The organism is Saccharopolyspora tripterygii (assembly GCF_054778355.1).
On sequence record NZ_BAAGZP010000018.1, the window covers coordinates 186,120 to 205,292 of the forward strand.

At 71.2% G+C, this 19,173-nt stretch carries 20 protein-coding genes; 7 read left to right on the forward strand and 13 right to left on the reverse strand.

From position 1 onward, the window contains the following. Positions 1-334: 334 nt before the first annotated feature. The gene (locus tag ACYVF3_RS14730; protein WP_461154781.1) at positions 335-1,600 is read left to right on the forward strand and encodes a M14 family metallopeptidase; all 1,266 of its coding nucleotides are present in this window, start codon (positions 335-337) and stop codon (positions 1,598-1,600) included. Between the two features lie 74 nt (positions 1,601-1,674). Continuing rightward, on the forward strand, positions 1,675-2,352 hold the full coding sequence (locus ACYVF3_RS14735) for a YqeB family protein (RefSeq protein WP_461154782.1): 678 nt from the start codon (positions 1,675-1,677) through the stop codon (positions 2,350-2,352). A gap of 334 nt (positions 2,353-2,686) precedes the next feature. Here the strand turns inward: ACYVF3_RS14735 and ACYVF3_RS14740 are convergent, their stop codons facing one another. From ACYVF3_RS14740 to ACYVF3_RS14770, 7 genes are all read right to left on the reverse strand, one after another. Further along, on the reverse strand, positions 2,687-2,845 hold the full coding sequence (locus tag ACYVF3_RS14740) for a hypothetical protein (RefSeq protein WP_461154783.1): 159 nt from the start codon (positions 2,843-2,845) through the stop codon (positions 2,687-2,689). A 67-nt stretch (positions 2,846-2,912) separates the two neighbouring features. Then, positions 2,913-3,554 carry an ABC transporter ATP-binding protein gene (locus ACYVF3_RS14745; RefSeq protein WP_461154784.1) on the reverse strand — a complete coding sequence of 214 codons (642 nt, stop codon included), beginning with the start codon at positions 3,552-3,554 and terminating at the stop codon, positions 2,913-2,915. After that, positions 3,548-4,513: an ABC transporter ATP-binding protein gene (locus tag ACYVF3_RS14750; protein ID WP_461154785.1), complete on the reverse strand. Its 966-nt coding sequence runs from the start codon at positions 4,511-4,513 to the stop codon at positions 3,548-3,550. The genes ACYVF3_RS14745 and ACYVF3_RS14750 overlap by 7 nt, the downstream gene beginning before the upstream one ends. Further along, positions 4,510-5,376, reverse strand: a complete 867-nt coding sequence (locus tag ACYVF3_RS14755; RefSeq protein WP_461154786.1) for an ABC transporter permease — start codon at positions 5,374-5,376, stop codon at positions 4,510-4,512. Before ACYVF3_RS14755 ends, ACYVF3_RS14750 begins: the two co-directional genes overlap by 4 nt. Further along, positions 5,369-6,343 (reverse strand): ABC transporter permease, encoded by a 975-nt coding sequence (locus ACYVF3_RS14760; RefSeq protein WP_461154787.1) that lies wholly within the window; start codon positions 6,341-6,343, stop codon positions 5,369-5,371. Before ACYVF3_RS14760 ends, ACYVF3_RS14755 begins: the two co-directional genes overlap by 8 nt. Then, positions 6,340-7,932, reverse strand: a complete 1,593-nt coding sequence (locus tag ACYVF3_RS14765; RefSeq protein WP_461154788.1) for an ABC transporter substrate-binding protein — start codon at positions 7,930-7,932, stop codon at positions 6,340-6,342. The genes ACYVF3_RS14760 and ACYVF3_RS14765 overlap by 4 nt, the downstream gene beginning before the upstream one ends. Positions 7,933-8,254: 322 nt before the next feature. Beyond that, positions 8,255-8,923 (reverse strand): DUF2848 domain-containing protein, encoded by a 669-nt coding sequence (locus ACYVF3_RS14770; protein WP_461154789.1) that lies wholly within the window; start codon positions 8,921-8,923, stop codon positions 8,255-8,257. Positions 8,924-9,017: 94 nt separating this feature from the next. Here ACYVF3_RS14770 and ACYVF3_RS14775 point away from each other — a divergent pair, with 94 nt between their 5' ends. Next, a complete protein-coding gene (locus ACYVF3_RS14775; protein ID WP_461154790.1) occupies positions 9,018-10,304 on the forward strand; it encodes an MFS transporter in 1,287 nt (428 codons plus the stop codon). Here ACYVF3_RS14775 and ACYVF3_RS14780 read toward each other — a convergent pair. After that, complete coding sequence (locus ACYVF3_RS14780; protein ID WP_461154791.1) at positions 10,270-10,893, reverse strand: GntR family transcriptional regulator; 624 nt, start codon at positions 10,891-10,893, stop codon at positions 10,270-10,272. The two genes, ACYVF3_RS14775 and ACYVF3_RS14780, sit on opposite strands and share 35 nt — an antisense overlap. Positions 10,894-11,056: 163 nt before the next feature. On the opposite strand from ACYVF3_RS14780, the gene ACYVF3_RS14785 reads away from it, so the two are divergent. Next, positions 11,057-11,848 carry a carbon-nitrogen hydrolase family protein gene (locus tag ACYVF3_RS14785; protein ID WP_461154792.1) on the forward strand — a complete coding sequence of 264 codons (792 nt, stop codon included), beginning with the start codon at positions 11,057-11,059 and terminating at the stop codon, positions 11,846-11,848. On the opposite strand, the gene ACYVF3_RS14790 is transcribed toward ACYVF3_RS14785, so the two are convergent. From ACYVF3_RS14790 to nadA, 4 genes are all read right to left on the reverse strand, one after another. Further along, positions 11,812-12,714 carry a lysostaphin resistance A-like protein gene (locus tag ACYVF3_RS14790; RefSeq protein ID WP_461154793.1) on the reverse strand — a complete coding sequence of 301 codons (903 nt, stop codon included), beginning with the start codon at positions 12,712-12,714 and terminating at the stop codon, positions 11,812-11,814. The genes ACYVF3_RS14785 and ACYVF3_RS14790 overlap by 37 nt on opposite strands. A gap of 97 nt (positions 12,715-12,811) precedes the next feature. Continuing rightward, on the reverse strand, positions 12,812-13,660 hold the full coding sequence (nadC, locus tag ACYVF3_RS14795; protein WP_461154794.1) for a carboxylating nicotinate-nucleotide diphosphorylase: 849 nt from the start codon (positions 13,658-13,660) through the stop codon (positions 12,812-12,814). Further along, entirely contained in the window at positions 13,657-15,255 is a 1,599-nt protein-coding gene (locus ACYVF3_RS14800; protein ID WP_461154795.1) for an L-aspartate oxidase, read from the reverse strand. Before ACYVF3_RS14800 ends, nadC begins: the two co-directional genes overlap by 4 nt. Continuing rightward, on the reverse strand, positions 15,252-16,265 hold the full coding sequence (nadA, locus tag ACYVF3_RS14805) for a quinolinate synthase NadA (protein WP_461154796.1): 1,014 nt from the start codon (positions 16,263-16,265) through the stop codon (positions 15,252-15,254). Before nadA ends, ACYVF3_RS14800 begins: the two co-directional genes overlap by 4 nt. A 118-nt stretch (positions 16,266-16,383) precedes the next feature. On the opposite strand from nadA, the gene ACYVF3_RS14810 reads away from it, so the two are divergent. The 3 genes from ACYVF3_RS14810 (at position 16,384) to ACYVF3_RS14820 (ending at position 18,361) form a co-directional block, all read left to right on the forward strand. Continuing rightward, positions 16,384-17,067, forward strand: a complete 684-nt coding sequence (locus ACYVF3_RS14810) for an NUDIX hydrolase (RefSeq protein ID WP_461154996.1) — start codon at positions 16,384-16,386, stop codon at positions 17,065-17,067. 133 nt (positions 17,068-17,200) lie between these two features. Next, positions 17,201-17,881, forward strand: a complete 681-nt coding sequence (locus ACYVF3_RS14815; protein ID WP_461154797.1) for an LON peptidase substrate-binding domain-containing protein — start codon at positions 17,201-17,203, stop codon at positions 17,879-17,881. A gap of 126 nt (positions 17,882-18,007) precedes the next feature. Next, entirely contained in the window at positions 18,008-18,361 is a 354-nt protein-coding gene (locus tag ACYVF3_RS14820; protein ID WP_461154798.1) for a hypothetical protein, read from the forward strand. 82 nt (positions 18,362-18,443) lie between these two features. Here ACYVF3_RS14820 and ACYVF3_RS14825 read toward each other — a convergent pair whose 3' ends face one another. Beyond that, positions 18,444-19,055, reverse strand: coding sequence for a DUF2567 domain-containing protein (locus tag ACYVF3_RS14825; protein WP_461154799.1), 612 nt, complete (start codon positions 19,053-19,055; stop codon positions 18,444-18,446). Positions 19,056-19,173: the final 118 nt, after the last annotated feature.

Below are 19,173 nucleotides of genomic sequence, written 5' to 3' on the forward strand. Positions count from 1 at the left end.
ACAGCCGACGTGTCGTGTATTGGCATACAAAAGCCTCGGATCCCGGAGCCAGAAGGCGTCTGAGGTTCCGCTACCCGCACCGCCAAGCAAGGAGACCACAGAGCAGTTGCAGTGAATCCGCACCGCCAAGCAGCAAGACCACTGAGTAGTTGCAGTGAACCCGCACCGCCGAGCAACAAGACCCGAACAACACAAGGCACGGGCACCCCGAAGGAACCCCGAAGAAAAAGGGGGAAAATGTTCATACTGGGGCCATAGTTCGCCAATGAGTTGCCATGAGCACCAACCTCCTGGACTCTGCCAACATCACCTCCAGTGATCGATCGGAGACCCGATGTTCAGCTCTAGGCGCAAGGCAGCTCTGGTGGCCGCGGCCGCCGGCCTGGTACTGCTGGCACCGGTTCAGGCGGGCTTGGCCGCAGAACCGACCGGCGCATCCGCGCAGGACCGCGCGATCTACACGGTCCCCAACACCGACAGCGCATCCCGCACGGAGATCAACCGCAGCGGCGCGGAGGTCCTGGGTGTCACCAAGGACCGGGTCGCCAGCGTGGAGGCGACGGGCGAGGTGGCCGAGCAGCTGCGCGCTCGCGGCTTCCAGCTCACCGAGCAGGCGAAGGTCGCTGATGCGCTGCAGAAGCGCAACGGCGTGCAGCCCAAGGCGCCGGGTGATTTCCCGCCTGGTGACGAGGCGTACCACAACTACGACGAGATGGTCGCCGAACTCGACAAGACCGTCGCCGACCACCCCGACATCGCGGCGAAGGTCAGCGCGGGCAAGTCGTTCGAGGGCCGGGACATCCCGGTGCTCAAGGTCAGCGACAACGTGGCGACGGACGAGGACGAGCCGGAGGTCCTCTTCGACTGCAACCAGCACGCCCGCGAGCACCTGACCACGGAGATGTGCCTGCACGTCGCCCAGCGGTTCACCGACAACTACGCGGACCCGGCGGTGAAGGACTCGGTCGACAACCGCGAGATCTGGATCATCCCGTCGGTCAACCCGGACGGGTCGTCCTACGACGTGGAGTCGGGTGAGTACCAGGGCTGGCGCAAGAACCGCCAGGACCAGGGCACCGACGTCAACCGCAACTGGGGCCACAAGTGGGGCTGCTGCGGTGGTTCCAGCGATGACCCGGCGGATGAGACCTACCGGGGCACCGAGGCCTGGTCGGCTCCGGAGACGGCGGCGATGCGGGACTTCATCGACTCGCGCGTGGTGGGCGGTGCCCAGCAGATCAAGGCGGCGGTGGACTTCCACACCTATTCCGAGCTGGTCCTGTGGCCATTCGGCCACACTCAGGACGACGTCACCGAGGGCATGACGCAGGAGGAGAACGACCGGTTCGTGAAGGTCGGCACCGAGATGGCGCAGACCAACGGCTACACGCCGCAGCAGTCGAGCGACCTGTACGTGACCGACGGCGACAGCCTCGACTGGATGTGGGGTCAGCACAAGATCCTGGCGTTCACGTTCGAGATGTACCCGTCGAGCAGCGGCGGTCTTGACGGGTTCTACCCGCCGGGCGACGTGATCGAGCGGGAGACCGCGCGCAACGACGCCGCAGTGGACATCCTGCTGCGCGAGGCGGGTGCCTGACCCGTCTGAGGAGGGGGATCGGGAGGGCCCGGGGTGTGCGCACCCCGGGCCCTTTCTCTCGCGATAATGGGGTCATGAGCACCGCGACGACGATCCGTCCGCCCGCGCTGGTCCGCAGGGGCTCGTGGATCTACTGCCCGTTGCTGGGGGCGGCTGCGGGTTTCCTGCTGAGGCTGGTGGCGGCGTGGGTGGCGGGTTTGCCGTGGGCGCCGTTCCAGGGCGTGTTCGAGCTCGCGGCGTCGGGCGCGGACCCGTGGGGCGCGGTGGTGGCGGTGGCGCTGGGCGCGATCATCGGTCTGGGTTTCGCGGGGTTGTTCGCGCAGGAGAGGCTGACGGCGACGATCGACCCGGAGCGGGTGGTGCTGGCGACGGGGCGTCGCGCGCACGAGATCCCGGGTGGTGAGGTGGACGCGGTGTTCACCGAACGCGGGCATCTGGTGCTGCTGGACGGGTCGGGGTCGGAGCTGGCTCGCCGCAGGTCGGGGCTGGACCGGTTGGCGCTGCGCGACGCGTTCCGCGAGCACGGCTACCGCTGGCGCGACTCGGATCCCTACGCGGGCCGCTACGCGCTGTGGGCGGGCGACACCGAGGAGTTGCCGCTGCGGGTCAACGCCCTGATGACCGAGCGGGACCGGGCGTTGCGCAGGCGCGACCACAAGGAGGCCGCGCTCCTGCGAACCCAGTTGGCGGACTTGGGGATCGTCCTCCGGGACGGCCACCGAAAGCAGTTCTGGCGCAAGACCGAAGGCTGAAACCCAAGCACCGAAGGTGCTTTCGCAGTCCTACCAAAGCACGTCGAACAACCCGCACCGCCGCGGGTTCTCAGACGCCTCCTGGGGCACAAGACGGAAGTTCTCATGAAAACTTCCCCACGTCAGGCAAGCACCGAAGGTGCTTTCTCCGTGCCCCACGCAGGCAACCGGCACCGCCGCGGGTTCTCAGACGCCTCCTGGGGAGGACAGCCGAAGCGCCGCGTATCCCCTAATACTCAAGTCTCGGGATCCCGGAGCCAGGAGGCGTCTGAGGTTCCGCCACCCGCACCGCCACGCAGTGGAACCAGAGAGCAGCGAGCGGGGGCCAAGAAGATCAGGACAGCATCAGGACGATCGTGCCGAGGAGGATGCCGGCCACTACCACTCCTGCGGCCACCATCATCAGCAGGCGCATCTGCGGGCGGTCACCGGCCGCCTCGTTCTGCACGCGTTCCCGCCACTGGAGGAAGGTGGTGCCTTCTTGCTCGCTCACGTCAGCTCCTGAGAGTCGTTCGTACTTCTTCGAAGCGGCTCCCCGAGTACCGCATTGCGCCACAATCTCATATCAACTCGGCCACGTGAACCGCACGGTCGGCCCAGCGCGCCAGGAGTGCTTCGTCGTGGCTGATGGCGAGGACTCCGGTGCCGTCTTCGGTCCTCCGGCGGTCGACGACGCGCACGAGCGCGGCCGTGGTGGAGGCGTCGAGCATGGCGGTCATCTCGTCGCACACCAGGTAGCGGGGCCGTGGGGCGAGGGCGCGGGCCAGGCAGGCGCGTTGCAGCTGACCGTCGCTGACCTCGTGCGGCCTGCGCGTGAGGAGTTCGTCGGTGAGGCCGACTTCGTCGGTGAGCGCGGCGATGTCGCCGGGTTCTCCGGCGGCCAGCAGCGGTTCCGAGATGATGTCGCGGAGCGTGAAGCGGGGGTCGACGGCCGGGCGCGGGTGCTGGAAGACGATTCCGATCGCCTTTCGCGTTTCCGGGGGTGTGCGGTGCCGAAAACCGGTGATGTCACCGCCATCGAGCGACACTCGTCCGGACCACGGCTGGTGCAGGAGGGCCAGCACGCGCCCGAGCGTCGACTTGCCCGAACCGCTGGGACCGGCCAGACCGAGCACTTCGCCTGCGGAGAGATCGATGCTCGCGCCGTCGAGCACGGGTTCGCCTCGCCGGTAGCCGACGACGACGTCCTTCGCGCTCAGCACGGCGCGTGGGCCGCGATCCACCGCTCGCCGCGGGCGAGCAGTGCGGGATCTCCCGTGCAGGGCGCGAATCCCGGCTGGTCCGGACGGCGTTGGCAGTACACGCAGCCCCACTCCCCTTCGATGCGGTCGAGCTCGGTCAGCGACGGCGGGTGGCCGGGGATCGGCTCGAACCCGCCCTCGGGCAGCGCGGCCAGCAGCGCCGCGGTGTAGGGGTGCCAGGGATCGCCCAGCACCGCCTCGGCCGGACCGGCTTCCACGACGCGGCTGGCGTACATCACCGCGACGTCGGTGGCCACGCGGCGGGCGGCGGCGAGGTCGTGGGTGATCAGCAGGACCGCGCGGTCGTCGGTCGCGGCATCGGCGAGCAGGTCGACCGTGCGGTGGACGAGCGGGCGGTCCAGGCCGGTGGTCGGCTCGTCGGCGAGGATGATCCGCGGGTCCCCGGCCAGCGCCAGGGCGAGCGCGACCCGCTGCGCCATGCCGCCGGAGAGCTCGTGCGGGTAGTTGTCCAGGTCGGCCGGGTCGAGTCCGACGTGACGCGCGAGCTCGTCGGCACCGCTGGGTCCGCGCAGCGCCTCGATGGTCTCCACCAGCTGGGCCCGGGCGGTGCGCACCGGGGTGAGGTGGGTGCTCGCCGACTGCGGCACGAGACCGATGCGGCGGCCCCGAACCTGCCCTGCCAGTACCGATTCCGGTGCCGCGAGCAGGTCGGTTCCGTCGTCGAGCAGCGCGCTGCCCCGCGTTTCGGCGTTGCCGGGCAGCAGTCCGAGCAGCGCGGAGGCCAGAACCGACTTGCCGCAACCGGATTCGCCGACCAGCGCCAGCACCCGCCCCGGCCGCAGCCGCAGCGCGGCGTCGCTCACGGCGCGCACCAGCACGCCGCGCGGCAACCGGAACCGGACCGAGAGCTGGTGCAGCGACAGCAGATCGGTCGTCTCGGGGGCCTGCAGGTCGGTCACAGCGACAGCTCCGATCGTCGTCGCGGCACGATCCGGTCCCGCCAGGTCGCGGCCAATCCGGAGACGGCGAGCGTGGTCACCACCAGCAGACCGGACGGGAACAGCACGATCCACCAGGCTCCGAGCAGCACGGCGTCGCGACCGTCACCGAGGATGTTGCCGATGCTGGCCAGGTGCGGCGGCAGGCCGAGACCGAGGAAGCTCAGGGCGGTTTCGTGCCACACGGCGTGGGGCACGAGCAGCACCGCCGACAGCGCGGCCTGCGGCACGATCGCGGGCAGCAGGTGCCTGCGCAGGATCCGCGCTCGCGAGGAACCGCCCGCGATGGCGGCGTCCACGTAGGGCCGCTGCCGCAGCGAGAGGACTTCGGAACGCACGATGCGCGCCACCGTCGTCCAGTGCGTGAGCGCGATGGAGCAGATCACCGCGAGCAGGCTTCCCCGGTACAGCGCGACGATGACCACGCCCAGCAGCAGGTGCGGCACCGAGTTGACGGTGTCGACCAGCCGCATCAGCAACCGGTCGGGCCAGCCGCCGAGCCCTCCGGCGATCACCCCGACCAGCGAACCGAGCACTGTGGACACCAGCGCGCTGAACGCGGCCACCAGCAGCGACACCCGCAGTCCGGCCATCGACTGGACGAACAGGTCGCGGCCGCTGGAGTCGGTGCCGAAGGGGTGCGCGAGACCGGGAGCGAGGCGGATGTCCTCGTAGTTCACGCTCTGCCCGCCCAGCAGCAGCGGCACGAGCGCCGCGCCGAGCACCAGCAGCACCAGGGCGACGGCGGAGGTGCGCAAGCGGGTGCGCGGGCGGGCGCGGGAGGTGCCCGCGCGTCCTGCGGGTTTCCAGGTCAGCTCAGCCATCGGCGGCCACCCTCGGGTCGAGCAGGATCGCAGCGATGTCGGCCAGCAGCGAACCCAGCAGCACCGCCGCGGTCGCCACCAGGGTCACCATCGCCAGCAGCGGGTAGTCCACGGCGGTGGCGGCGGTGACCACGGCCCCGGCCAGGCCCGGCCAGGAGAAGACCTCTTCGACCAGCACGGTTCCGGTGACCAGCTCCGGGATCCGGGCGCCGAGGAGCGTCACGAAGGGCAGCAGCGCGGTGGGCAGGGCGTGCCGCAGCACCACGACCCGTTCGGCCAGCCCGCGGGCACGCGCACCGGTGACGTGGTCCTCGGCGAGCGAACCGAGCATCGACTGGCGGACGTGCAGCACCAGCCACGGTGTCTGGGACACGCCGAGCACCAGGGCGGGCAGCGCCAGGTGTTCGGCGACCTGCCCGAAGGAGATGTCCTGCCCGGCGTCGGTCAGGCCCGCCACCGGGAGCCACCCGAGGCCGAGGGAGAACACCGCGATCGACAGCAGCGCCAGCACGAACGGCGGGACGCCTTCCAGCGCGTGGCCGACGGCGGTGACCAGCCGGTCGACCGCCCCGCCCTGCCGCCAGGCCGCGATCGTGCCTCCGACCAGCGCGAAGACCACGGCGAGCGCGAGTCCGGTGGCCGCGAGGAGAGCGGTCCAGGGCAGTCGTTCCGCGACGACCTGCGCGACGGGCTGCCGCAGCGAGCGGGAGGTCCCGAGGTCGCCGGTGAGCAGACCGCTGAACCACTGCCAGAACTGCGCGAGCACCGGCCGGTCCAGGCCGAGTTCGGCGCGCACCCGCGCCACGTCGGCGGCCGATGCGGTGAACAGCCGCACGCCGAAGTACTGGTCGATCGGGTCGAACGGCGACGCCGCGGCCAGCAGGAACACCCCGAGCGCGACGATCACCAGCACCGGGACCGCGAAGGCCAGGCGCCGCAGCACCAGCCGCGTGATCGCTCGTCTCACGCCCGGGGCTTCCAGGTCTCGACGTTCCACCACGGGCCCCAGGTGGTGCCGTGGGTGTGCGGTTCGACGGGCGGCTGGTAGCCGGTGAACGAGCCGTCGCGCAGCACGTAGCTGTGGTCGATGAACGCCAGGTACACCATGCCGGGGTCGGCGACGTAGGCGCGCTGGACCTGCCGGTAGAACTCGGCGCGCTTGGCCGGGTCCAGCTCGCGGCGGGCCGATTCGAGCGCGGCGTCGACCTCGGCGTTGCGGTACTGACCGGGGTTGTTGTAGGTGCCGGTGCCGATCGCCGCGGAGCTCAGGCTGGAGTAGGCCTGCGGGTCCGGGTCCATCGGGTTGCCGCCACCGAGCACGATGCCGTCGGTGGCCAGCCGGCCTGCGACCGCTGAGCGGTCCACCCCGGCGAGCTCGACCTCGATGCCGACCTTGCGGGCGTCGGAGGCGAAACCCGTTGCCAGGTCCCGGCGGAGGCTGTCGTCGGCGAAGTACATGACGGTGAACTTCGCGCGGGTGCCGTTGCGCTCGCGGATCCCGTCCGCGCCGACGCGCCAGCCCGCGTCGTCGAGCGTCCGGGCCGCGCGCTGCGGTTCGTGGGCGAAGGTCGCCGAGGGCTCGTGGTTGGCACCCATCGACGGCGGGATCGGGGTGTGGGCGGGTTTTCCGTGCCCGCCGAGCAGCGCCTTGATCATGCCGTCCCGGTCCACCGCGAGGTTCAGCGCGGTGCGCACGGCCGGGTCACCCGCGACGGGGTGGGTGTTGGGCAGCGCGATGCTGCGGTAGTCGGCGGTGTCGTGGTGCACGACGCGGAATCCCTCGCGCGCGGCGCTCCCGGCGAGCACCGGGGGCAGCACGGTGCCGTCGAACTCGCCCGCGGCGAGCCGCTGCGCGCGGGTGTTGTCGTCCTTGGCGAACACGACCGTGATGTCGTGCACGGCCGGTGCGCCGCCCCAGTAGTCGGGATTGGCGGCCCAGGTCATCTGGTCGCCCTGGCGCCATTCGACGAGCCGGTAGGGGCCGGTGCCGACCGGGTGCGTGTTCAGCGGCGAGTTCTCCTGCGAGGCAGGCGTTCTCAGCGACTCGCTCGGGATGATCCCCAGGACGAGCTTCGACGGCCAGGCCGAGTAGGGGAATTGCAGGTCGAAGCGCACGGTGTGCGGGTCGACGGCCTGGACGCCGGCGAGCATGTCGTAGTCGGAGGAGACCGTGGAGGCGTAGGCCGGGTCGATGGCCGCGCGGTAGGTGGCGGCCACGTCCTCGGCGTCGAAAGGCGTCCCGTCGTGGAACTTCACGCCGTCGCGGAGCCGCACGGTCCAGCTGGTCGCGTCGGCGTTGGCCCGCGGTTGCTCGACCGCCAGGGCCGGTCGCAGCTGCGCCCTGCCGTCGAAGGCGAGCAGTCCGTCGTAGAACTTCGCCGCCCCTTCGGCCCCGTATCCGAGCAGCGGGTTCAGGCTCTCCGGCTCGTACCCGTCGGCGAGCAGCATCGCCCCGGGATCCCCGGTGTCACCGGGCTGCGAAGGAGCTGAGCAACCGGCTGCGACCGCACCTGCGGCGAGCGATAACGCGACGACCAAATTCCGACGTTTCAGCACTCAAGCACCATAAGGGCTGTTGCAACTCCTTCTCAATAAGAAGAGATCTTCCTCCCCACCAGGCCCGACACTCCCACCCCCACACCACGAGAACCCGAACCCCCAACGCACGCCCCCAGGCTCCAACGCACGAGAACCGCGGGTTTCGTAGCGGCCTGGACAGTGGCGACCTGGGCATTTCCCAGTTTTAGTCCAAACTGAGCCGACATTTCGGACATGATCATGGCTCGGTTCGGACTAAAACTGGGAAATACCTCGCCGTGCCCCGACCGGAACGGACGTTCGGTGGGTGGTCGGGGCCGCGGCTGTGGTGGGGGTGGGGTCAGGCGACGGGCTCGGGCATGCGGGCGACCTGGTAGCGGCAGGTGATCGTGTCGCTGGTCCGGGGGTCGGTGAGGTCGACCTGCCAGGTCTCGGCGAACTGGTCGACGCCGGAGGCCATCGGGATGGTGCCCGAGATCAGGACGGTGCCCGGTTCGGCGAGGCCGCGCGACCGGAGCTCGTCGAGCCAGTAGCGCGGCGTGAGCAGCTCCGCGAGCGTGCCGTCCTGGATCTTCGCCTCACCCGCCCAAGCGGTGAGCGTGAGCTCGTCGAGGCGGTCCTCGACGTCGGCCAGCCGCCAGGCCTTGCGGCCCAGGACGTCCGGACCGGCCTGCTTGCTCCAGGCCACGCCGTGGACCTCCAGCTCGCGGTCGGTGTGGTCGCAGGCGACCGTCAGCAGCACGTCGTCCTCGGTGATCACCAGCGCCCACTCGGCCTCGCCGGAGGTGCGCCCGTGCTGGACCGGGACGACGTCGGTCTGCAGCGCCAGGTAGGGAGCGACCGGGTAGAGGCAGGGCGTGCGCGTCGGGGCGGGGACGCCGAGCTCGGCGAGTTCCGCGACGTGGGCGGCCACGTCCTCCTGGCTGCGACCGGCGTACCCGGCGTTGAGCAGCGTGGTGACCCGAACCTCGACCGTCCGGCCGCCGACATCGAAATGAAGTGGAAACACAGGGCCCTCCCATTTGGCATACCTCTTGTATACAGTTCGTATCACACTCTGCCGGTCCACCTGGAAATCGAGGGAGCCCATGACCCACGCGCCCGTGACCGACGCAAGACCGGCTCGCAAAGACCTGATCAAGGCCTTCGTGGCGAGCCTCAGCGGAACCTCGCTGGAGTGGTACGACTTCGCCGCGTACTCGGTCGCCTCCGCGCTCGTGTTCGGCCAGCTCTTCTTCCCCAGCCACGACCCGCTGTCGGGAACCCTGCTGGCCTTCTCCACCTACGCCGTCGGCTACGTCTCGCGCCCGCTGGGCGGATTCGTCTTCGGCCGGCTCGGCGACGTGCTGGGCCGCAAGCAGGTCCTGGTGATCACCCTGCTGATCACCGGCATCTCCACGGTCCTCATCGGACTGCTGCCCACCCACTCCCAGGTCGGCTCGCTCGGCGCCGTGCTGCTCGTGCTGCTGCGCTTCGCCCAGGGCGTCGGCATCGGCGGTGAGTGGGGCGGCGCGGTGCTGCTCTCCAGCGAGTACGGCAGCGAGAAGCACCGCGGCTTCTGGGCCTCCGCCGCCCAGATCGGTCCGCCCGCCGGAAACCTGCTCGCCAACGGCGTCCTCGCCGGACTCGCCGCCGGGCTCACCACCGAGCAGTTCATGTCCTGGGGCTGGCGCGTGGCCTTCCTGCTCTCCGCGGTGCTGGTCATCTTCGGCCTGTGGATCCGCGTGAAGCTGGAGGAGACCCCGGTCTTCCAAGAGATCCAGAAGAAGGGCGAACGAGCCGCAGCCCCGGTCCGCGAGGTGTTCACCCGGGAACCGCGCGCGCTGATCTCCGGGATCCTCGCCCGCGTCGGCCCGGACGTGCTCTACGCGCTGTTCACGGTCTTCGTGCTCACCTACGCCACCCAGCAGCTCGACATGCCCAAGACCTGGGCGGTCACCGGCGTCATGCTCGGCTCCTCGCTGCAGCTGTTCCTGATGCCGCTGGCGGGCGCGCTGTCGGACCGCTACGGCCGGCGCCGGGTCTACGCGATCGGCGCGGTCGGCGGGCTCGTGTGGCCCTTCGCCTTCTTCCCGCTCGTGGGCGGCGGCTCGGCCGGGCTGCTGATCCTCGGCGTCGTCGTGGGACTCGTCTGGCACGCGCTGATGTACGGGCCGCAGGCTGCGTTCGTCGCCGAGCAGTTCAGCCCCGCGCTGCGCGCCACCGGGTCCTCGCTCGCCTACACCCTCGCCGGGATCATCGGCGGAGCGCTCGCCCCGCTGCTGTTCACCTCGCTGTACGCCTACTTCGACAGCTGGATCGCGCCCGCCTGCTACCTGGCGGCGACCTGCGTGGTCACCCTCGTCGGCCTGTGGCTCAGCCGGACTGCAGCACCAGCCGGGTCGCGCTGAGGTGCTCGGTGATCGCCGCGGCCGCGGCCTCCGGATCGCCCGCGGCGAGCGCCGAGACGATCGCCTCGTGCTCGGACAGCACGGACTTGCGGCGCCCGTCGGACCGGAACAGCGCTTCGACGCCCGCCCGGATCTGACGGGCCCGCAAGCCGTCGTAGGTCTTGGACAGCATCTCGTTGCCCACGGCCGCCACCAGCGCGGAGTGGAACCGGTGATCGTGGTCGATGAACTCGCGCGCCTGGTCCTCGCCCAGCCCGCGCTGGTCGTCGAGCTCCCGGCGCATCGCCTCCAGGGGCACCGCGTCCAGCTCGATCGCGCGGCGCGCCGCGTAGCACTCGATCATCGCGCGGATCTCGAAGAGCTCCCGGATCTCCTTGCCGCCCACCGGCGCCACGTAGGCGCCGCGCTTGGGCACCAGCTGGACCAGTTCCTCGGCGGCGAGCAGCAGCAGGGCCTCGCGGATCGGGGTGCGCGACACCCCGATCTCGTCGGCCAAGGCCTGCTCGTTGACGAACTGACCCTGCATCGCGGGGTCGCTCAGGACCGTGTCCTTGAGATGGGCGTAAGCGACTTCACGTCCGGACGGCAACGAAGACCCCTAGCTTGCATATAGTCGGTATACAAGGACTGTACCCCTGTGGTGCTCTCCGAACGGGCCTCATCAGCGGTGCGGGCTGCGCCACTCGTGAGCAGCGACAGCAGAAGCGGCAGTGCCGCGGGAAGATCGACCTCGTCGAAGGGTGGACGCGAGAATGCGTGTTGGGTTGTGCCAGATCGTTTCCGGGGTGGAGCCCGAGGCGAACCTGGAGCTGGTGGCCGACGGGATCCGGCGCGCCGCCGCGGAGGGCGCCGACATCGCGGTGTTCCCCGAGGCGACGATGGCCTGCTTCGGGGTGAAGCTCTCGCCGCTGGCCGAACCGCTGGACGGACCGTGGGCCACCGAGGTGCGACGCCTCGCCGACGAGGCAGGCATCGCCGTAGTCGCGGGCATGTTCACCCCCGCCGACGACGGCCGGGTCACCAACACCCTGCTGGTCACCGGGCGCGGCCTCGACGATTCCTACGACAAGATCCACCTCTTCGACGCCTTCGGCTTCGCCGAGTCCGACACCGTCGCTCCCGGGACCCGGCCCCTCGTGGTCGAGCTCGACGGCGCCGGCATCGGGTTCACCACCTGCTACGACGTGCGCTTCCCCGGGCTGTTCCAGAAGCTCGCCGACGAGGGCGCCTCGGTGATCGTCACGCCCGCCTCGTGGGGCGCGGGCGAGGGCAAGCGCGAGCAGTGGGAGCTGCTGGTGCGCGCCCGCGCGCTCGACTCCACCTCGTGGATCGTGGCCTGCGGCCAGGGCGACCCGCGCAGCATCGGCCGCGAACCGTCGGGCAAGGCGCCCACCGGCATCGGCCACAGCCTCGTCGCCACACCGCTCGGCCGGGTCCACGCGCAGCTGGACGCCGCACCCGCCGTCGAGGTCGTCGACATCGACCCGAGCGCGGTCGACAGCGCCCGTCAGGCCGTGCCGGTGCTCACCAACCGGCGCTTCTGAAGCGCCCAGAACGCCACCGCCGCCGCCAGCACCAGGGCGGCGGTGGTGACGGCGCTGCCCTCGATCCCGAAGTCACCGCCGGTCAGCGCGTCGGAGGCCTCCCGGCCCGGGTCGAGGCTCAGCAGCGTGGCCCCGATGTCCATGCCCGAGACCTCGCTGCCGACGACGTTGCCCTGCAGCCAGTTCCACACGACGTGGAACGCGCACACGCCCCAGAGCGACCCCTCGGCCACCGCCCACATCCCCAGCACCAGGCCGATCAGCGCGATGTTGATCAGCGGCAGCACGCCGACGTCGAAGTTCGCCCCGTGCAGCAGCGTGAAGACCACCGCCTGGAAGATGATCGCCGCCGTCAGCCCCCACTTGCGGTAGGTGACCTGCAGCAGGTAGCCGCGGGTCACGATCTCCTCGGTGCACGCCTGCACGGCGAAGCCCGCCAGAGCCAGCATCACCGACCCGAGCAGCGCCGAGCGCACCGGACCGACCAGGTACTGCCCGCTGAAGTAGTTCACCCCCACGGGCACCGCCAGCAGCACCGCGGCCACCGCGATCCCCAGCAGCAGGTGGGCCCAGATCCGCGAAGCGGGCCAGAACCCCAGGGTCTTGAGCGGGCGCCCCTCCTTGAGCAGCACCCACGCGGCGAGCAGGAGGGCCGCGCCGAGGAAGCTCAGCAGCAGGACCAGCTGCGTCGAGATCGGCATCGGTTCGCTGGCCATGACCAGCGCCGACACGTCCATCAACGCCAGCAGGCCCAGCGTCGCCGCCGCAGGCCCCACCAGCAGGCAGATGCCCACCACGATCAGTCCCAGCACAGGACCGGTGGGCCGCCGCGCCGCGTGGGCGCCGTCCAACAAAGCCGATGCCACCGCTCACTCCTCCCCGTCCCGCCCGATCATGCCGAACACCTGAGGTCGGCGCTGACCGCGCGACCGGGCGAGTCGCACTCGTTCAGGCGGCGTCGGCTCACATGTCCAGGCCGAGGTCCAGCGACGGCGAGGAGTGGGTCAGCGCGCCCACCGCCAGGTAGTGCACGCCGGTCCTCGCGTAGGACTCCGCCACGTCGAGGGTCAGGCCGCCGGAGGCCTCCAGCTCGGTGCCCGGGGAGAGCTCCCGAGTGCGTGCCACGGCGTCGGCGCACTGCTGCGGCGCGAAGTTGTCCAGCAGGACCAGCGAGACGCCCTCGGCCAGGACTTCTTCCAGCTCCTGCGGGGTTCCCACCTCCACCTCCATCGGCAGGTGCGGGGCGTGCTCGCGGCACGCGCGGACGGCCGCCGCCGGGGAACCGGCGGCCACGACGTGGTTGTCCTTGATCAGCAGCGCGTCGCCGAGCGCCATCCGGTGGTTGACGCCACCACCGCAGCGCACCGCGTACTTCTGCAGGTCGCGCAGGCCCGGGAGGGTCTTGCGGCTGTCCCGGACGCGGCAGCCCGTGCCCGCGACCGCGTCCACCCACTCCGACGTCGCGGTGGCGATGCCCGAGAGGTGGCACAGCAGGTTCAGGGCCGTGCGCTCGGCGGTCAGCAAGCCGCGCACCGGGGCCTTCACCCTCAGCGCGCAGTCGCCCGCGGCGAGCCGGTCGCCGTCGGCGCGCTCGTCGAGGACCTGGTAGGCGTCGACCCCCAGCACCTCGTCCAGCACGAGCCGCACCAGCGGAAGTCCCGCCAGCACGCCCGCCTTGCGGGTGTTGAAGCCCGCCTCGGCGACCGCGTCACCGGGAACGGTGGCCTCGGTGGTGGCGTCCGGGCCGTAGCGCAGGTCCTCGGCCAGGGCCGTGCGGACGACCTCGCGGGCGCCGTCGAAGTCGAAGGTCATGCCGCTGTCCTCGCAATCCCGTCCTCGGCGTGGATCAACCAGCCCGAGGCGTCCAGCCGGAACACCGAGCTCCGCCGCAGGCGCAGGTCGTCGGTGTCCGGGAAATCCGTTCGGCGGTGGCACCCACGAGATTCCTCGCGCAGCCTGGCCGCGGCGAGCATCGCCTGAGCGGTGAGCGTCAGCGACGCGTCCTCAACCGCCTGCCGGGTCCGGAGTGGGCGGACGACGGAGCTGCGGTCCAGCACCGCGCTCGCCGCCGCCATGCCGTCCTCGCTGCGACCGATGCCTGCGTACCTGCTCATGGTGCGCTGCAGCAGGTCCCGCTCGACGACCGCGAACGCCGGCGGGGAGACCTCGCCCACCGGGGTGCGGGTCAGCAGACCGCAGCCGAGGTCCCTGGCCACCGTCGACGCGGCCCGCCCGCCGACGACGAGGCCTTCCAGCAGGCTGTTGGAGGCGAGCCGGTTCGCGCCGTGCAGACCGGTGCAGGCCACCTCGCCGGCCACGTACAAGCCGGTCACCGCGGTCCGCCCGTCCACATCGGACACCACGCCGCCGCACGAGTAGTGCGCCGCGCTGGCCACCGGGATCGGCTCGGAGCTCGGGTCGATGCCCACCTCCCGGCACGAGGCGTGCACGGTCGGGAACCGCTCGGCGAAGCCGTCGATCCCGGTGGCGTCGAGCAGGACGTGCTGAGCACCGGTCTCCGCGGCGCGGCGGGTGATCGCCGCCGACACCACGTCCCGCGGTGCCAGGTCGCCCAGCGGGTGCACCCCGTCCATCACCCGCTCGCCGCGCACGTCCACCAGCACCGCGCCCTCACCGCGCACCGCTTCGGTCACCAGCGGCCGGCGTCCGCGCGCCTCCCCTTCGGCGTAGAGGACCGTCGGGTGGAACTGCACGAACTCCAGGTCCGCCACCCCGGCCCCGGCCCGCAGCGCCAGCGCCACACCGTCCGCAGTGGACACGTCGGGGTTGGTGGTCGCGGCGTAGAGCTGCCCCAGACCGCCCGTGGCCAGCAGCACGGCGGGCGCGCGCAGCACGCCCGGCCGGCTCTCGGCGTCCACCGCGAGCGCCCCGGAGATCGCGCCGCCCTCGCCGCGCAGCAGCTCGACGACGCAGTGCTGCTCCAGGACCGGGATGCCGCCGCCGCGCACGGCGGAGACCAGCGCGCGCTGCACCTCGGCCCCGGTGGCGTCGCCTCCCGCGTGGATGACGCGGAACGCCTGGTGACCGCCCTCTCGGGTGCGCGCCAGCGAGTCCCCGGCCTCGTCGAAGCGGGCACCGGCCGCGCGCAGCCTGCCGATGGCCTCCGCTCCGTCGGCGAGGATGTCGCGCACCGCCTGCTGCGAGCACAACCCGACACCCGCGGTCAGCGTGTCCTCGACGTGCTTGTGCAGGCTGTCGCCGGGGTCGAGCTCGTCGGGTCGGACCACGGCGATGCCGCCCTGCGCCCAGCCGGTGTTGCCCGCCGCGACGGAATCCTTGCTCACCACCAGCACCCGCAGTCCCGCCTCGCGGGCGCGCAGCGCTGCGGTCAGGCCGGCCACCCCGGTGCCGACGACCAGCAGGTCGGCACCGGCTTCCCAGGTCATTCGCCACCGCCGGACTTGCCGATGGCGATCATCCGCTCCACCGACGCCCGGCCGCGGTCGGCGACCTCGGCGGGCACGTGCACCTCGTCGGCGCCCTCGCGCAGGCAGCGCAGCAGGGCGGCCGGGGTGATCATCTTCATGTACCGGCACGACGCTCGGTCGTTGACCGCGCGGAAGTCGATCTCCGGCGCGGCCTGCCGCAGCTGGTGCAGCATCCCCACCTCGGTGGCCACCAGCACCGAGGTCGCGCCCGTCTCCTTCGCCGCGGTGAGCATGTCCCCGGTGGAGAGGATCTTGACCCGCTCCGGCTCCACGGTCCCCTCACCCGCGAGGTAGAGCGCGGAGGTCGCGCACCCGCACTCGGGGTGGATGAACAGGTCCGCTTCCGGCGAGGCCGCGGCGCGCTCGGCCAGCTCCGGGCCGTTGATGCCCGCGTGCACGTGGCACTCCCCGGCCCAGATGTGCAGGTTCTCCCGGCCGGTCTCGCGCTTGACGTGCGCACCCAGGAACTGGTCCGGGCAGAACAGCACCTCGCGGTCCTCCGGGATCGAGCGCACCACGTCGACGGCGTTGGAGGAGGTGCAGCAGATGTCGGTCTCGGCCTTCACGTCCGCGGTGGTGTTGACGTAGGAGACGACGACCGCGCCGGGGTGCTCGGCCTTCCAGTCCCGCAGCTGCTCGGCGGTGATGGAGTCGGCCAGCGAGCAGCCCGCTCGCTCGTCCGGGATCAGCACGGTCTTGTCCGGCCCGAGGATCTTGGCGGTCTCGGCCATGAAGTGCACACCGCAGAAGACGATCGTGCTCGCGTCGCTGCTCGCCGCGATGCGGCTCAGCGCCAGCGAGTCACCGGTGTGGTGAGCGACGTCCTGGATCTCCGGCAGCTGGTAGTTGTGCGCCAGGATCACGGCGTCGCGTTCCTCGGCCAACCGCCGGACCTCGTCGGCCCAGGCAGCATCGGCTTCGACTCCGGTGTAGCCGGCATCGGTCCGCTGCCACGTCGCAGTCGCCATCTCGTCCTCCTCGTCAGGGCTCTCCGGAACGCTCCGGAGGACCCGGCAATCCACCCCGGATGAACGGCCCCGAGGTTTTCGCCTTATAATCGAAAACGTGCCACATCGTAACACCGGGATGACAGCGGATGGCAGAGACGCAGGTCACGAAGTCCTCGCCGGAGTGCTGCAGATCCGCGATGAACGACTGCAGGTGATGCTGTGGCAGCGCGCCAAGGAGCCCGCGCTGCACCGCTGGTCGCTGCCCCGCGGCTGGCTGGCCACAGACGAGGACGTCGAGGCCTCGATCCGGCGGCAGCTCGCCGAGAAGGTCGACGTGCACAAGCTCTCCCACGTCGAGCAGCTGTCGGTCTTCAGCGCGCCGGGCCGGGTACCCGACCGGCGGGTGATCGCCACCGCGTTCCTGTGCCTGGTGCCCGCCGACGTCGACCCCGAGGTGCCCGCCGACACCCGCTGGTTCCCCGTCGACGACCTGCCCGTGACGGCCTTCGACCACGAGGAGATCGTGCTGGCCGCGCGAGACCGCCTGCGCGCCAAGCTCTCCTACACCAACATCGGGTTCGCGCTGGCCCCGCCCGAGTTCACCGTCTCCGAGCTGCGCGGGATCTACTCCGCCGCGCTCGGGTACCAGGTGGCGGCGACGAACCTGCAGCGCGTGCTGTCCCGGCGCGGCGTCCTGGACGCCACCGGCCGCACCATGCCTGCCGGGCGCTCCGGCGGACGTCCGCCCGCGCTGTTCCGCTTCACCTCGCGCGACCTCCAGGTGACCGATCCGTTCGCGGTGTTCCGGCCACCCGCCTGAGCTCCCCTCGCAGCGCGCGAGCCCTGCTCGGGCACCCGCGGATCCGGGCGACTACCTCCCCCGCGCGGGGTTCCGACCACCGGTACCGCCGCGTTGACGAGTCCGGAATCGATTTCTTCAGTAGTTTGGGGGCGTGTTGGACACCTTGCCGCTGTTCCCGTTGGGGTCCGTGCTCCTCCCCGGCGGGCGTCTTCCGCTGAACATCTTCGAGCCCCGCTACCGCGATCTCGTCCAGGACCTGCTCAACGAGGACCTCCCGGACCGCCGGTTCGGGGTCGTCACCATCCGGCAGGGGTGGGAGGTCGGCGAGGACAACGTCGACTCGATGTACGACGTGGGCTGCACAGCGGTGCTCGACCAGGCGAAGCAGCTGCCCGGTGGCCGCTACGAGGCCACCGCCTTCGGCGAGCGGCGGTTCCGCCTGCTGCAGATCGACCACGAATCCGCGTCGTACCTGCTGGCGCGGGTGCAGTGGCTGCCGGACACAGAACCCGAGCAGGACGCGCCCGGCCGCCGGGAGCGGCTCACCGCCGCAGCCCGCGACGCGCACCAGCGCTACCACGCTTCGGGGTTGCGGGAGGGCCCCCGCGAGGAGCCCGGCGAGGCGGCCGACTCCGCCGACCTGTCCTACCTGCTGGCCGACGACTGCGTGCTGACCACCGAAGATCGCCAGGACCTGCTGGAGGAGACCGATCCGCTGATCCGGCTGCGCAACGTCCGCAAGCTGCTGCTGCGCGAGGCCGAGTTCCTGCGCGAGCTGCGCGCGGTCCCGGCTCCGCTGGCCGAGTTCGCGCAGCAGCCCAGCCTGAACTAGCAGGGGCCGGTAGGGGGTCGGCTCGATCTGCACGCGGTCGGTCCGCCCTCCGACGCGGTCACGCTCACCGGTGCGTCGCACCAGCAGCTGGGTTTCTGCCCGGGGGACGACAACAGCTTCCGCGCGATGGCCGGTGTCAGCGCCCGGCTCGGGCCGGACGACGCGGCCGTCGCGGGCGGAACCCTCGGCACGTTCGTCGGCCACGCCTTCACCCGCGACGCGGTCGCGCCGCTCGTCGAGGCCTCACCACCGGAACAGCTGAAGCTGAGCGGCGGTCGCGCCGCCACCCGGATCAACGCGCGAGTCACGTCGCCGAGCCCGGCAGGCTGCGACTCGCGCACCGTCTCCGTGTCGGTGGTGGCCACGAACAACGACGGCAGGAACTCGGTGGTCTTCGTCGCCGCGGCAGATCAGGACGTTCCCGGCGCGGTCACCCCGGGCACCCTCGACGCGATCGGCGGATCGCTGCGCCAGCGCTGACGGCGGGGTTGAGGGGGCGTTTCAGAACGCGGCGGAGCCGCTGCTTCCAGTGCGGGACTCAGCCCGCACCGCCGAGCAACGTCTACCTCAGGCGACGGCCCAGGTCGTCGAATCCGTTCCAGGACGTCGCGATCCCGTAGCCCAGCGCCAGCGCCAGCGGCATGGCGGCCAGCACCCACACCGTGCTGATCTCCGGAGCGATCGTGATCATGTCGCCGATCTTCGGGTTCGGCGGCGCGGGGTAGAGCCCCGCCGCGAGCGAGCCGCCCACCTGGCGTCCCAGCCAGGACGCCACCAGAGCCCCCAGCACGCCGCCGATCAGCAGCACCGGCCCGCGCCTGCCGCGCATCCGCCACAGCACGGCTGCGGTGAGCAGACCGGCCGCGAAGGCCAGCAGCGTGAAGATCGCGATGCCGTCGAACTCGTGGTAGCTCTCCACCAGCAGCGGAGTCACCGAACCGCCCCGCCCCAGCACGCTCTGCTGCGGTGGCGCCAGGCGCGACCACAGCCAGCCCATCGGCAACCCCAGCAGCGCGATCAGCGAGATCGCGCTGATCGCGGGCAGCAGGTCGGCCTTGACGACGACCTTCGGGCTCGGTGGCGCCAGGGCGGAGAGCAGGGCCACCTCCTCGGGCTCGACCCGCTGCGGAAGAGCACGCGTCGTGCCCTCCTCATCCACTGGGCTGTCGGACACCCGCCGACCTCCTCCTCGCGTTCGCCGCCACCGGCCCGGCTTGCGAAATTTTCCGGTCACCTTAGCGTTTCATCGCACCTACCCCGGTCACCCGATGGACGGGCGCGGGGCGCACATC

Coding starts and splice junctions, on each gene's coding strand:
- ACYVF3_RS14730 (WP_461154781.1), top strand. CDS start 335: ATGTTCAGCTCTAGGCGCAAGGCAGCTCTGGTGGCCGCGGCCGCCGGC.
- ACYVF3_RS14735 (WP_461154782.1), top strand. CDS start 1,675: ATGAGCACCGCGACGACGATCCGTCCGCCCGCGCTGGTCCGCAGGGGC.
- ACYVF3_RS14755 (WP_461154786.1), bottom strand. CDS start 5,376: ATGGCTGAGCTGACCTGGAAACCCGCAGGACGCGCGGGCACCTCCCGC.
- ACYVF3_RS14785 (WP_461154792.1), top strand. CDS start 11,057: ATGCGTGTTGGGTTGTGCCAGATCGTTTCCGGGGTGGAGCCCGAGGCG.
- nadC (WP_461154794.1), bottom strand. CDS start 13,660: ATGACCTTCGACTTCGACGGCGCCCGCGAGGTCGTCCGCACGGCCCTG.
- ACYVF3_RS14800 (WP_461154795.1), bottom strand. CDS start 15,255: ATGACCTGGGAAGCCGGTGCCGACCTGCTGGTCGTCGGCACCGGGGTG.
- nadA (WP_461154796.1), bottom strand. CDS start 16,265: ATGGCGACTGCGACGTGGCAGCGGACCGATGCCGGCTACACCGGAGTC.
- ACYVF3_RS14810 (WP_461154996.1), top strand. CDS start 16,384: ATGACAGCGGATGGCAGAGACGCAGGTCACGAAGTCCTCGCCGGAGTG.
- ACYVF3_RS14820 (WP_461154798.1), top strand. CDS start 18,008: ATGGCCGGTGTCAGCGCCCGGCTCGGGCCGGACGACGCGGCCGTCGCG.